The organism is Flavobacterium pectinovorum, assembly GCF_900142715.1.
In the GTDB taxonomy this organism is placed as follows: Bacteria; Bacteroidota; Bacteroidia; order Flavobacteriales; family Flavobacteriaceae; genus Flavobacterium; species Flavobacterium pectinovorum.
On sequence record NZ_FRBX01000001.1, the window covers coordinates 1253804 to 1266701 of the forward strand.

The 12898-nt window shown below is 35.0% G+C and carries 14 protein-coding genes; 5 read left to right on the top strand and 9 right to left on the bottom strand.

The genetic code is table 11. The annotated features are described in order from the left end of the window. Position 1: 1 nt before the first annotated feature. The 4 genes from BUE22_RS05365 to BUE22_RS05380 all read right to left on the bottom strand — a co-directional run bounded on the left by BUE22_RS05365 (position 2) and on the right by BUE22_RS05380 (position 4674). Positions 2-904, bottom strand: coding sequence for a DUF4625 domain-containing protein (locus BUE22_RS05365; RefSeq protein ID WP_073394048.1), 903 nt, complete (start codon positions 902-904; stop codon positions 2-4). Between the two features lie 34 nt (positions 905-938). After that, entirely contained in the window at positions 939-3362 is a 2424-nt protein-coding gene (locus BUE22_RS05370; RefSeq protein WP_073394049.1) for a TonB-dependent receptor, read from the bottom strand. Between the two features lie 10 nt (positions 3363-3372). Next, positions 3373-3846 carry a DUF4625 domain-containing protein gene (locus tag BUE22_RS05375; RefSeq protein ID WP_073394281.1) on the bottom strand — a complete coding sequence of 158 codons (474 nt, stop codon included), beginning with the start codon at positions 3844-3846 and terminating at the stop codon, positions 3373-3375. 480 nt (positions 3847-4326) lie between these two features. Further along, complete coding sequence (locus tag BUE22_RS05380; RefSeq protein ID WP_073394050.1) at positions 4327-4674, bottom strand: hypothetical protein; 348 nt, start codon at positions 4672-4674, stop codon at positions 4327-4329. Between the two features lie 159 nt (positions 4675-4833). On the opposite strand from BUE22_RS05380, the gene BUE22_RS05385 reads away from it, so the two are divergent. From BUE22_RS05385 to BUE22_RS05395, 3 genes are all read left to right on the top strand, one after another. Then, positions 4834-5466 carry a nitroreductase family protein gene (locus BUE22_RS05385; protein ID WP_073394051.1) on the top strand — a complete coding sequence of 211 codons (633 nt, stop codon included), beginning with the start codon at positions 4834-4836 and terminating at the stop codon, positions 5464-5466. 115 nt (positions 5467-5581) lie between these two features. Further along, positions 5582-6604, top strand: a complete 1023-nt coding sequence (locus BUE22_RS05390; RefSeq protein ID WP_073394052.1) for an LLM class flavin-dependent oxidoreductase — start codon at positions 5582-5584, stop codon at positions 6602-6604. Positions 6605-6924: 320 nt separating this feature from the next. Further along, the gene (locus BUE22_RS05395) at positions 6925-7527 is read left to right on the top strand and encodes a murein L,D-transpeptidase catalytic domain-containing protein (protein ID WP_073394053.1); all 603 of its coding nucleotides are present in this window, start codon (positions 6925-6927) and stop codon (positions 7525-7527) included. A gap of 80 nt (positions 7528-7607) precedes the next feature. On the opposite strand, the gene arsB is transcribed toward BUE22_RS05395, so the two are convergent. The 5 genes from arsB to BUE22_RS05420 form a co-directional block, all read right to left on the bottom strand. Then, complete coding sequence (arsB, locus tag BUE22_RS05400; protein ID WP_073394054.1) at positions 7608-8663, bottom strand: ACR3 family arsenite efflux transporter; 1056 nt, start codon at positions 8661-8663, stop codon at positions 7608-7610. Between the two features lie 2 nt (positions 8664-8665). After that, positions 8666-9280, bottom strand: coding sequence for an arsenate-mycothiol transferase ArsC (locus tag BUE22_RS05405; RefSeq protein ID WP_073394055.1), 615 nt, complete (start codon positions 9278-9280; stop codon positions 8666-8668). 45 nt (positions 9281-9325) lie between these two features. Next, positions 9326-9799 (bottom strand): DUF6428 family protein, encoded by a 474-nt coding sequence (locus BUE22_RS05410; RefSeq protein ID WP_073394056.1) that lies wholly within the window; start codon positions 9797-9799, stop codon positions 9326-9328. An 87-nt stretch (positions 9800-9886) separates the two neighbouring features. Beyond that, a complete protein-coding gene (locus BUE22_RS05415; protein ID WP_073394057.1) occupies positions 9887-10372 on the bottom strand; it encodes a GNAT family N-acetyltransferase in 486 nt (161 codons plus the stop codon). A 10-nt stretch (positions 10373-10382) separates the two neighbouring features. Then, the gene (locus BUE22_RS05420; RefSeq protein ID WP_073394058.1) at positions 10383-10715 is read right to left on the bottom strand and encodes an ArsR/SmtB family transcription factor; all 333 of its coding nucleotides are present in this window, start codon (positions 10713-10715) and stop codon (positions 10383-10385) included. 243 nt (positions 10716-10958) lie between these two features. Between BUE22_RS05420 and BUE22_RS05425 the strand changes: the two genes are divergently transcribed. Together BUE22_RS05425 and BUE22_RS05430 are read left to right on the top strand one after the other, a co-directional pair. Continuing rightward, positions 10959-11576 carry a hypothetical protein gene (locus BUE22_RS05425; RefSeq protein WP_073394059.1) on the top strand — a complete coding sequence of 206 codons (618 nt, stop codon included), beginning with the start codon at positions 10959-10961 and terminating at the stop codon, positions 11574-11576. A 307-nt stretch (positions 11577-11883) separates the two neighbouring features. Continuing rightward, a complete protein-coding gene (locus tag BUE22_RS05430) occupies positions 11884-12657 on the top strand; it encodes an alpha/beta hydrolase (protein ID WP_073394060.1) in 774 nt (257 codons plus the stop codon). Positions 12658-12898 lie beyond the last annotated feature (241 nt).

Below are 12898 nucleotides of genomic sequence, written 5' to 3' on the forward strand. Positions count from 1 at the left end.
ATTAGAAACTAATGGTAATTGGCATCGATTTATAGACGCTCAAATTGTGTGTGGTATTTTTACAAAGAATTACCCAATTGTATTGACCAGATTGCCAGGATTTATCTAAAGTTGTTGCTTCTCCAATTGCATCTTTATCAGCACCAATAATGATGCTTTCTCCGCCCCATACATCATCTGTTTTTTGAAGCGTAGCAATTTTTGAAGCAGCAGGAAGGTCTTTATGTTCAACTTTTGAAATCACAATTACTTTTTTAAAATCAAGATTATCAATGCTTTCTGGATGGTAATTCAGGCTTTTTTTGATTAAAACAGAATATAAAATTCCGTCGCCCACAATCTGGCTAACCTGCGCATGGGCTGTAAGCAAATCATTTTTTTTGAAGATTAATTCCGGCTCCACCCAGGTTTCCATATAATATATCAAATCGTCGTTTCTGGAAAGCATATCGCGGCCAATTAAAGGATCAGCAGGCATATTGGCAGGATCTGTAATCGTAATTTGTTCTTTGATTTCGAGTTGGGTTCCATTTTCATCCAAGACAATAAAATAGAAATCAAATTTGCCTTCCGGAGCATCGGCAGGAATCGTAAAATGTTTGTGTACATTGGTGTTTTTTGTTCCGATGTATTCTGGCCATTTAAATTCTAGTTTCCAGTCTTTTGTGTAGGTTTCTCCACTTTTCGGAAGGATTTTTAGCTGTACATCGGCAATTTTATCGCCGGCAACAACATCGGCATTAAAATGAAAATCACGACCAATTAAGGCTCGTTTGTTATTGGCAGTTCCAATTTCAATGTTTTCAGCTGTGGGTTTTGCGGCTTCCTGGTTGTCATCGTTATCACAGGCCGTAAACGAAACAGCCACAATGGATAACAGAAGAAATAATTTTACTTTTTTCATAAGATTTAGGATTTATTAATTTGATTTAAAATTTTTATTGATGAATTAAAAACGGCACTTTTACCGACAGAATAATATTTCGGCTGGCTTCCGGAAGTTCGATTAACCGGTAAAAACTCGTGTGATTGAGGTATTTGGTATTAAACAGGTTTTGAACCTGCAGGCTGATTATAAAATCCTGTTTTCCGGTTTTTAGTTTAGTTCCCAAAGCAAAGTTGAAAACATTACTGCTCGCGGTTTTCTTTTCGGGAGGAACAATCTGGTTTTGCACAGCGGTATAACGATAATCAAGCGAAAAATAAGTATCTCTCAAATTCTTGATTTCCGGACTGTACGTCATCCCAAACAAAACCGAAGCAGGAGGAGAGAAGGGAAGCGTATAACCTTTTTTGTTTCCAGATAATTGTTCAGAATAAAGATATTCGGCCAGAATTTCGACACTTAAACCAGTCATAAACTGATAACGCGTTTGCAATTCGCCACCGTATCGCATCACTTTACTTTGCTCATATTCAAATACCTGATTTCCTGCTCCGTAATAAATATCATGTTGCGAAGTGGGATTCAGATAAATATAATTGGGGAAATAATTAAAAAACGGACTCAGTTGAAAAGACCATTTATTTTCCTGCCATTCCATACCAAGATCTAATTGATACGAACGTTCTGCAGATAAATTAGGGTTTCCTTTTTCAAATCTGAAATAATGATAATTGACACCGTTTGAAGCCAGTTCTTTTGCAATCGGCATTCTAAAACTCGTTCCCAGATTTGCTTTTAAAGCAAGTTTCCCCGGATTATAATTCACTCCCGCTGACCAATTAAAACTTTGAAATGTTCTGTTCAAATCATCTGAACGTTTTAAATATTGAGACGTTGTCTGGCCATTTTCTGTTATTTCACTTGGAAACCAATCGTTATATTGTTCCATTTCGATTTTACCATAATCGAGTCGAACAGCGCCATGAAGCAGCCATAAATCACTGATTCGGATTTTATCATAAGCAAATAATCCCGCCGTAATTTGCTGGAAAGCAGGAATTAAAAAACTCCAGCCATTAATAGTATTCTGCTGTTTTTCGCCATTGATTCCAACAGTAAACTGATGTTTATTTATCGAAAATTCATCTTTAATTGCGATAGAAAAAACTTCTTTATCGTACTGTCTTTCCAGATTATGAGGTGCATACATATCATCAGGATATAGGGGCGGCATAAAACCATGATTGACATAATGGCTCCATTCGCGACGGAAATTCTTCTGAAATCCCAATTGTGTTTCCAACTGATGATTTCCTATTTGAAAAGAAGTTGTATTGCTAATTTTGGTATGCGTAACTTCCTGAAAAGGCATCAAAATATCGCGGCTCGATTTGTCGTGAAGTTCTGTATCTACATTTCGGGGTTCAAGTCCGTGTGCATTGGCAAAAAAGCCGCTTTTACTATAAACATTACTCGCATATAAAACCGATTTAAATTTTTCGGAAACATATCCTGTACTTGCGTGCAAATCGAGTTCACGTCCTGCAGTATTTCGCAGGCGATTTTTATATAATGGAACAGCATAATTGTAAGCATGAACCGTATCTGTAGGAACACGATAATCGCCGTAATCCATAACCGTCATTCGGGTATCGAAAAACCATTTTTCATTGCGCCCAAACAGATTAATCGATCCGCCAAATTGTTCGTTGTTGCTTTTTCCGGTAAAATCAATACTTCCGCCTAATGTGTTTTTTGCAGGCGCGGGAACGGGTTTTATATTGACCGCTCCGCCAATAGCATCAGATCCGTACATAAAAGAGGAGGGACCTTTGATAATTTCGACGCGATTTACCGCATATTGATCGATTTCGAGTCCATGATCTGCGCCCCATTGCTGGCCTTCGTGTTTAATGCCGTTTTCGACCACAATAACCTGATTAAAACTGAGGCCGCGGATTAATGGTTTTGAACCTCCGGAACCAATGGAAATCGTTTTAACACCGGGAATTCTTTGCAGCGATTGCATCAGGCTTCCGCCAAGGTTTCTCTGGATAAAACTGCTGTTTACGGTTTCGATATTTAACGATTCTTCTTTTTTTCGGCGAAAGCCAAAATGATCTGTAACGACCACTTCTTCTAATTCTTTTATGTCTGGTTTTAAGAAAATATCCGGTAATAAAACAGCACTTTCTTTCAGCGAAAGCTTTATTTCATAAGGCAGATAACCCGTGTAGTTTATCGTTAAGCTTTTCGAATTTTTTGGAATATTTGTAAAATAAAAATGACCCTTTTTGTCTGTAATTGTGGTTAAATTACCGGGCTGAATAATAACGGTAAGACCTTCCAGCGAACCCCTTTCACTGGAAAGTACTTTACCTGATATACGAACTGATTGTGCTGCCGTTTTTGAAACTACAGCAAAACAAAAAAGCAGACAAAAAATTCGGAATCTGTTTAATTTGGTTTTATACATCAAAATCAGCTTATAGTATTTTAATGCTTAAACCTTTAATTGTCTGCCAGCCTTCTTTATCCGTCAGGCGGATTAAAAAATGATAATCTCCGGGATCAATATCCTGCGGAATGCTAATTTCCTGAACGGCCTCGTAACTTTTTTGCCCGGCGGGAATTGTTACAGAATTGATGTATAACAAAGGATTTACAGGTTTTTTGATAGGGTCTGAAACACAATCATTGACTTCTGTACTATGCGTATGATGATCAAAATTGTGGTGAATATCAAGACTGTAAGAACCTAATTGGACATTGTCTGTAAATTTTGTTCTGAAGGTGATTTTTTGTCCGCGTATAATTTCACTGCATTGCACAGGAAAAGTATTCGATGCAGAAATATCAATAACCGGATATTCTGTGTCAATTTGCTCATTATCACTTGAACAGGCGGTAACAAAAAAAGACATTACAAGAAGCGAAAAGACAAGTTTTAGTGTTTTCATGTTTTTTGATTTGGTCTGGATTGTATTCATAAATATTAAATTGGGTTACGAAAGAAAACGATACAACAATACAGCACAGCTATTTCAGAATAGCAATGATGGCATTACGTAATTTTATAAACTAATGGTGTGATTATGCTCTAATAAGCATCTTGGGAAATAAGCGTTTCACTTTTGAAACCAAATAAGAATTCAATATCAATTTAGAATTGAAATCTATTTTACCTGGTTTAAAAACGTAACATACGGCATTTACCTAAATGGTTTTTAGGTTTTTATTTTGAATTGAATTTGAAGCCGAATTTATAATATCAAATCAGTTTAATTCTGTCTTAAATTGTTATTTATGAATATAGAAATCCTGAAAGAAATAAAACTTTCAAAAAAACAAAGACATAAAAAACAATTAGGTTTTCGACAGCATTCAATTCTAAATAAAAAATGCGTGTACATCTCATCGTGAAATGATGGCTTATTTATTTAAATTCCGGGTGGTGCACGAAGCGCAAAAAGGGATCCTTTAAAAAAGGAAGAGTAGGCTTTGAAATAAAAGCCAACATTTGTAGTAATGCTAAAGCTTTTATAAAAATCAAAATGTACAAAAGAGAATGTACTAACCGGACTAAATTTAAAATGACAGATCGAACATTCTTCAGTAGAATGATCGTGTATTTTAAATTCGCTTTTATCTGAAAGATGTTGTATTGAACTTTTATGTGCAGAATTATGATTCTGTATATGTTCATAAGAATGTATTGCCGGAAATAGTATTGCAAATACTACCAGCAGCGGCATAAAAAGAGTAATAAATTTAAATTTCTTTTTCATTCTGAAACAATCGTCAGTACAAATATAAAATTCTTATTTTTAAATGCAACTGTGTTTCATTAAAAAAAATATTATTTATTAAAATGAAGATGTTTTTTAAGATGCTTAAACAATTAAAATAGTTGTATTTTTGAGATATGAATTAAAAATGTAATTAAAATGAAATTGTTAGATGCCCTAAAGTGGAGATATGCCACGAAAAAAATGAATGGACAAGTTATTCCTCAGGAAAAACTGGATTATATATTAGAAGCTGCAAGATTAGCACCTTCATCATCAGGTCTTCAGCCTTATCAAATATTTGTTATCTCAAATAAGGAATTATTAGAAAAGATAAAAGCAATTAGTTTTGACCAAAGTCAGATTACAGATGCATCTCATTTATTAGTTTTCGCAGCCTGGGATGGTTATTCTCTGGAAAGAATAGAAGCTGTATTTAATAAGACGGTTTTGGAACGCGGTTTACCATTAGATGCAATGGATGCTTACAAAGAAAGGCTATGGTCAATGTACGAACCTTTAGGTCAGGAATGGCATGCAAATCATGCGGCCAAACAAGCATACATATCATTTGGTATAGCAATCGCGGCCGCCGCTGAGCAAAATGTAGATGCTACACCAATTGAAGGATTTTTGCCGCTTGAATTGGATAAAATATTAGAATTAAATAAACAAGGTCTTAAAAGTGTTGTATTACTTCCTTTAGGATATAGAGATGAAACCGCTGACTGGCTGGTAAACCTAAAAAAAGTGAGAACTTCAATAGATAAATTCGTTACTTTTATTTCTTAATTATAAGATGTAGAGTACTGCAATTAAATTTGCTGATACACTACAAAAGAATAAATAATAGGAAAAAATTCTTTTCTATTCGTATATTTAAAATTGTAAAATAATAATAGGATCTATGAAAAAAATAGGATTTTTATCGTTTGGGCATTGGGCCAATCATCCATCCTATCAAACTCGTACAGCGGTTGATACACTCCTTCAGTCGATTGATTTGGCTGTTGCTGCAGAAGAAATTGGTTTAGACGGTGCTTATTTCCGTGTTCATCATTTTGCAACACAGCTTGCATCGCCTTTTCCATTACTTTCGGCCATCGGTGCTAAAACGAGTAAAATTGAAATTGGGACAGGCGTGATTGATATGCGATATGAGAATCCGCTATATATGGTGGAAGATGCCAGTGCTGCAGACTTAATTTCAGGAGGACGTTTACAATTAGGAATCAGCAGAGGATCGCCGGAGCAGGTTATTGACGGCTGGCGCTCTTTTGGTTATGAACCAAAGGAAGGTGAAACTGATGCTGATATGGGTCGCAGAAAGGCTTTAGAATTTTTGGATGGACTTAAAGGTGAGGGATTTGCAGAGCCAAACCCGTATCCGATGTTTCCAAATCCGCCGGGTTTATTACGTTTAGAACCACATTCAGAAGGATTGCGAGATCGTATCTGGTGGGGAGCAGCCTCTAATGCCACAGCTATCTGGGCAGCCGAAAACGGGATGCACCTGCAAAGTTCTACCCTGAAGTATGATGAAAATGGTAAACCTTTCCATATCCAACAAGCAGAACAAATCAGGCTGTATAAAGAAGCCTGGAAAAAAGCAGGACATGAGCACCAGCCAAGAGTTTCGGTAAGCCGTTCTATTTTTGCACTGGTCAACGATCAGGATAAGTATTACTTTGGTAATCAGGCTAAGGGTTCGGACAGTTTTGGGAATATTGAAAGAGATAAACGGGCAATCTTCGGGAAAAGTTATGCAGCTGAGCCGGATAAACTCATCGCAGAGCTGGCTCAGGATGAAGCTATTCAGGAAGCGGATACAATATTGCTAACCATTCCAAATACATTGGGCGTTGATTACAACGTACATATATTATCTTCTATATTAAAATATATCGCCCCAGAATTGGGTTGGCGTTAAAAAGATTTAAGATTCATCATATATGGCTCTTAGTAAAAGTCCCATTCGCCGCGGCGAATGGGACTTTTTACGTTGTTCCAAATTAAAACAACTTAATTTCCTACTTATTTATATAACGGTTTTTGTTAAAAAGAGTGATTTTTGAAAAATAAATGCGTGTAAAGTTCATGTTATCAAATATTTATAATATATTTAAATTATGAAACATGGGAATTGTGTAAAATTTATTGATAAATTTGCAACATCAAAATATAAGTAAAAATAATATTTGTGATAAGGCAATCCCAATCTGCTGTTTAACTTAAAATTTACTGTTGCGTATGAAAATATTTTTTATGGCACTGCTTTTTTCTTTAACTTCTTTTACTACTTATAATGTAACAGATAAAAAAGAAATGTTATCTGAAGTTGAATTCGCACGACTTACAAATCATGTAAGCGAGATCAAATCTTTTACTTCTGCAAACCGCACTTACAGCAAAAAAATTGCTTTTCTTGTAGATATGAAAATCAAATCAGGAAAGAATCGTTTTTTTGTTTATGATCTTGAGAATGACCAGATAATTGACCAGGGGCTTGTTGCACATGGTTCAGGATCAGAGACAGGAATAAAAGGCGATATTCTGCAATTTAGCAATACACCAAATTCTAACTGCTCTTCACTAGGCCGATATTCTATCGAAAAATCATATAGTGGTGTTTTTGGTAAAGCTTTCAGGCTTAATGGTCTTGATGAAACTAATAGCAACGCCTTGAAAAGAGCTATCGTATTGCATCGTTATAAAGAAGTTCCTGATGAAGAAAAAGAATATTATATTATAAACAGCCATGGCTGCCCAATGGTAAGCGAAGTGTTTTTTAAAAGACTTGAAAAAGTTATTGAGAGTTCAAATTCGAAAATAATGCTTTATATGTATTATTAATCAAACATAGACATTGTTACAATACTAAGAAACAGTATAAAAAAAGAGCTAATTAGCTCTTTTTTTATTTTATATATGGATCAATAATACTTCTTTCTAAACGAGAAAGCAACATTAACAAGGGCAATAAGCGCTGGCACTTCAACCAAAGGGCCTATAACTCCTGCAAATGCCTGACCGCTGTTTATGCCAAAGACGCCAATAGCCACGGCAATTGCAAGTTCGAAATTGTTTCCTGTAGCGGTAAAAGCTATTGCTGTTGCTTTTGAATAATCTGCACCAAAATATTTTCCAACGAAAAAACTGATAATAAACATAATAGTAAAATATATTACCAATGGAACGGCGATACGAACAACATCCATAGGGATTTGAACAATTAGTTCTCCTTTAAGACTAAACATCACTATGATGGTAAAAAGGAGAGATATTAGAGTGATTGGAGAAATAAACGGTACATATTTAGTTTCAAACCATTTAGATCCTTTTATTGCAATAAGAGCATAACGGCTTATAACTCCAAGTGCGAAAGGAATTCCCAAATATATCCCGACACTCTCGGCAATCTGACCAATACTGATATTTATTGCAAAACCATTATATCCGAAATAGGGTGGAAGAATAGTAATAAAAATATAAGCATACACGCTATAAAGCAGTACCTGAAAAATACTATTCAGGGCAATAAGACCTGCAGCATATTCTCTGTTTCCATCAGCAAGGTCGTTCCAAACTACAACCATGGCAATACAACGCGCCAAACCAATTAAGATCACACCGATCATATATTCCGGATAACCATTTAAAAAAAGTAAAGCCAAAGCAAACATTAAAATTGGTCCAATAATCCAATTTAAAAATAGAGATGCTCCCAGAATTTTAGTGTTTCTAAAAACCTGTCCCATCTGCTCATATTTCACTTTGGCAAGTGGTGGATACATCATAAGTATGAGCCCAATAGCCAGAGGGATATTGGTTGTTCCGCTTGAAAAAGAATTGATAAAATTTCCGCTCGAGGGAATAAAGTAACCAATTGCTACACCAAGAGCCATAGCCAGAAATATCCAAAGGGTTAAAAATTGGTCCAGAAAACCTAATTTCCTGCGTGCAGCAGGCGCACAGTTATTTGCTGACATTTTTATTGTTTAATTTGTGAGAATACATAAAACATTTCGGTTCCAATTTGAAGACTGCGCTCCAGATATACCTCTTTTTGCTTTGGTGTGCCATCTGATACTTTTGGATCTTCAAAGGTTATTGGAATACGTTTTTCGGCACCTGCAATAAAAGGACAGCCTCCATCAGCCTGTGAGCAGGTCATTATGGCAACAAATTCACTCTCAGGATTAAAATCATCGTCATAGGTTTTAGAAAAGCCGATAACCGGGAGTTCATTCGATGCAAACTTTATAGAATAAACTGGGTTCTGACCTTCTGAAATAGCTTTAACTTTAAATCCGGAATGCTGCAGCGTTTTAACTACCATCGGAAACAGGGCAGTAGCTTCTGTACCTCCCGAATAACAGGAAACATTTTGTATGTTATAATTTGCAGCTGCGGTCTGCGCCCAAACCTGAGACAAATGGCTTCTTCTTGAATTGTGCGTACAGATTAAATTTAGTCTTATCGGCTGTTTATTGTCGACCTTGTTTTGAATATAATCAACTAAAGGCTGCAGTATAGTTTTGCGTTCTTCCGAGATTTGATTAAAATCAAATGAATTGGTGGTATTTTTAATTTCGGTAAATAACATAGTTTGTTTGGTATTTATAATAGATTTTTAATGGTTATTTAAAAATTAGCAACAACCTGATCCGGGTGCGCATGAATTTGAAGAATCAGGATTTAACTGAGTTAATTTTATCTTAGATTTTTCTGCTGGTATCCCGCATTGTTCCTGAGCCAGACAGGCAGTTTGTTTATTAAGTAAAACAAAATTTTTACCATTAAAATCTAAATCATATTTACCAATTGTGGTGTCCTGATATTCAACTTCAATTTCATGATCTTCAATACCCAGAACCTTTTCTGAAAGTTCAATGATATGAATCAGTTTTTGTGGTTTAAGTCTATGCTCGTAATCATTAGCATCCCAAAGCTGAAAGTTTACAACAGTTTCTTTTCTTACTGTTCCTCCACAGTCAATAAAGTTTTTAGTAATCAAGCCAACTTCTGTAACATGGAAATATTCCGGAACAAAATTTCCATTAGGCAATTCAAAATTTACTGCCTCAACTGTTTTTAGTACTTCTTTAATTTCTGAAAGTTTCATAATGTATTTTTTTAAAGTTTTTGATGTGTTTACAACAGAATTATTAAATTCTTTTTACCGCATTTTTTTATAATTAAATACTTAATTTTAATTGATAAGCTGGCTTCTTCTTTCCAGCAGAACAGTATCTCTCCAGATTCCATTTTGTTTTCCAATTTTTTCTCGAATACCTAATGTTCTGAATCCGGCTTTTTCATGGATACGCAGACTAGCTGTATTTTCTGGAAATATTCCCGCCTGCAGCGTCCATATGCCTTCAGTTTCACTCAAATGAACCAGTTCTTCTAAAAGTGCCAGACCAATTCCTTTACCTGAATACTCAGGGTCAACATACACACTTACTTCAGCGACTCCTGCATAAACGCATCTTGAAGAAACGGGGGTAAGTGCTGCCCAGCCTATAATCTGGCCATTACTTTCGGCAATAATCCTGCAAGTAGCAAGGTGTGAGTCGTTCCAGTCTTCCCATGAAGGAGCGCTGGTCTGAAAAGTAGCATTGCCGGTGTTAATGCCTTTTTCATAGATTAATCTAACCTGCGGCCAATCTGTATCCAATAATTTTCTGATTTCCATAGTAATTAATTTAACAGCACTCGTTTCTCTTTTTTTCTAAATGAGCACTGATGTGTTCGAAAAATCCTTTTATTTTTTCCAATCCCGGTTCATTTATACAGTAACAAATAGAGTTGCCGTCAATGCTGCCTTTTATTAAGCCTGCACTTTTAAGTTCCTTAAGATGTTGCGATACTGTTGGCTGAGATAGCGGCAATTCATTAACTATATCTCCGCAGATACAGGTATCTACTTTTAGTAAATATTCCATAATCGCAATTCTGGCCGGATGACCCAAAGCCTTAGCTAAAACCGCAAGTTCGTTTTGATTGTCTGTAAAATGATCTGTTTTTGTAGCTCCCATTGTTTTATATATATATATATTGCAATATTACGATATTGTTTTGAAATAGGAACATGTTTTTACAAAAAATATTTTAATTACTTGTTTATTACTGTTTGGTTGAAATGAAGTTAACTATAAAGCCTGTAGATAGTTAAAAACCAGAAAACAGGAATTAATGCAAAAACTGGACTATTAACAAGTTAGTAATCCTAACTACTTTTGTACTTGTAATTAGATTGTTTAACATAATTAATTTCACCAATGTCAAAATTTCATCTCAATACTCAGGAATTGCTTCAGGGAGAATTCAAAGTAAATAAGGTTAATATAGCGTTTGTATTTCAGGTAAATTGTCCGGGTTGTTTTATATATGGTTTTCCTATGATGAACGATCTTTACAAATCATTTAAGGATAATGTTGGCTTTATTGGAGTAGCAACTGCTTTTGAAGACTTTGAATATAATAACGAAGCCAACTTAAAGCTATTATTAGAAAACGGTACATTAGTTGGAGAAACCAAAAAGTATTACAATACAAATTTCGGGCTTTCTAACTATTTAGATATTCCAAACTTTCCAATAGCTTTTGATACTATTACATCTTCTGAACAATTACTTAATTCAGATAAGATTGAATTAATTTGCAATATCATTCCCAATTTTGAAAATTTTTCTGAGAACGAAAAAGAAATTTTATTGACAAAAATAAAGTCATACTATTCCCAGATACCTGTAATAGCAGAAACATTTACACTCAATCAGTTACAGGGAACTCCATCATTTATTATTTTCGATGACAATTATAATATCTTAGGAGTGTATTTCGGGCATCAAAATGAGAATATATTAAAAACTAAATTAGACTATTTGTTGGCCTAATTTTTTGAAGAGCTTTTAGGTATGAACTCAATGATTAGCGTAGCTAAGTGATATAGCCCAGCAACGACTCTTCGTGCCACTTTATAAATTGCTAATTATTTAAATATCGTAAAAAATTATTTACGATTCACGAAATTTAGTAATCAAACAAAATGAATTCTTCGTAAAGTATTGATAATGTGTTGTTTTTTATTCAGGCGTAAAGATTGCTATAGTTTTAAATGTTAAGCAATTAAGTTAAGATTTACTGATTTAAAAACTATAAAACAGTAAGCTGTACTTTATTCATCACTAAAAATTTAATATTATGACAAAATCAAAATCCATAATTCTTATACATGGAAACTTTGTGAATGATTTAAGCTGGGCAAATTGGAAAAGCTACTATGAGAAAAAGGGGTATACAGTTTATACGCCAGCTAATCCTGGACATCAGGGCAATCCTGCAGATTTAAGAAATCACGTTCATCCGGAACTTACTAAAACAGGATTTACAGATGTGGTTGGCAACATAGCCAAACTGATCGACAGTCTGCCAGAAAAGCCATTAATTATTGGGCATTCTATGGCGGGAATGGCCGTAATGAAACTGTTGGAACTAGGAAAGGCCGCCGCCGCTATAAGTATTGACGGAGCGCCGCCCAAAAATGTATTTCCTCCGTTTCAAACCTTAAAGACTGTATTGCCTGCATTTGGCTTTTTCTCCGGCAAAGATTACTATATGGGAAGCCGTGAATGGTACAATAAAAGTTTTTTTAATACCCTGCAGTCTGAAAGCGAAAAAGCGAATGCTTTTGCTACTTACGCAGTGCCGGAGAGCTTTAAAGTAAGCCGTGAACTGGTACTGAACTCTTTTTCTAACATTGATTTTAAAAAACCGCACGAACCAATTTTATTTATTGGAGGGGGAAGCGACAATATTTTTCCTGCGTCCCTTACAACAACTTTGGCAAAAAAATATAAAGATAAAAACAGCCGTGTCGATCTGAAGATTTTTCAGGGGAAAAGCCATTTTATCTGCGGAGAAAAAGGATGGGAAATTGTTGCAGATTTTATTTTAGACTGGTACGAACGTTTATAATTTTTTGGTGAAATTTCATTAAATCAAAATTTGATTTTGGAAATATAACAACTTCTGAAGGAAGTCCTTCAATCACTATATAAGTCCGCGGATTAGAAGATTAAAACACTTTCGCAGGTTTTCTCAGCAAAAACCTGAAATCGCATGGTATAAAAACACATCGAATTTGTTTAATCTTCAAAATCCCGGGACAAATATTTCTCTCCTGATGATACCACATTTACCCCCTGAAAATTCATTA

Excerpts from the sequence above, each read along its gene's own strand:
- BUE22_RS05370 (WP_073394049.1), bottom strand. The coding sequence starts at position 3,362 with ATGTATAAAACCAAATTAAACAGATTCCGAATTTTTTGTCTGCTTTTT.
- BUE22_RS05425 (WP_073394059.1), top strand. The coding sequence starts at position 10,959 with ATGTCAAAATTTCATCTCAATACTCAGGAATTGCTTCAGGGAGAATTC.
- BUE22_RS05365 (WP_073394048.1), bottom strand. The coding sequence starts at position 904 with ATGAAAAAAGTAAAATTATTTCTTCTGTTATCCATTGTGGCTGTTTCG.
- BUE22_RS05410 (WP_073394056.1), bottom strand. The coding sequence starts at position 9,799 with ATGAAACTTTCAGAAATTAAAGAAGTACTAAAAACAGTTGAGGCAGTA.
- BUE22_RS05415 (WP_073394057.1), bottom strand. The coding sequence starts at position 10,372 with ATGGAAATCAGAAAATTATTGGATACAGATTGGCCGCAGGTTAGATTA.
- BUE22_RS05375 (WP_073394281.1), bottom strand. The coding sequence starts at position 3,846 with ATGAAAACACTAAAACTTGTCTTTTCGCTTCTTGTAATGTCTTTTTTT.
- BUE22_RS05405 (WP_073394055.1), bottom strand. The coding sequence starts at position 9,280 with ATGTTATTTACCGAAATTAAAAATACCACCAATTCATTTGATTTTAAT.
- BUE22_RS05390 (WP_073394052.1), top strand. The coding sequence starts at position 5,582 with ATGAAAAAAATAGGATTTTTATCGTTTGGGCATTGGGCCAATCATCCA.
- BUE22_RS05430 (WP_073394060.1), top strand. The coding sequence starts at position 11,884 with ATGACAAAATCAAAATCCATAATTCTTATACATGGAAACTTTGTGAAT.
- arsB (WP_073394054.1), bottom strand. The coding sequence starts at position 8,663 with ATGTCAGCAAATAACTGTGCGCCTGCTGCACGCAGGAAATTAGGTTTT.
- BUE22_RS05385 (WP_073394051.1), top strand. The coding sequence starts at position 4,834 with ATGAAATTGTTAGATGCCCTAAAGTGGAGATATGCCACGAAAAAAATG.
- BUE22_RS05420 (WP_073394058.1), bottom strand. The coding sequence starts at position 10,715 with ATGGGAGCTACAAAAACAGATCATTTTACAGACAATCAAAACGAACTT.
- BUE22_RS05395 (WP_073394053.1), top strand. The coding sequence starts at position 6,925 with ATGAAAATATTTTTTATGGCACTGCTTTTTTCTTTAACTTCTTTTACT.
- BUE22_RS05380 (WP_073394050.1), bottom strand. The coding sequence starts at position 4,674 with ATGAAAAAGAAATTTAAATTTATTACTCTTTTTATGCCGCTGCTGGTA.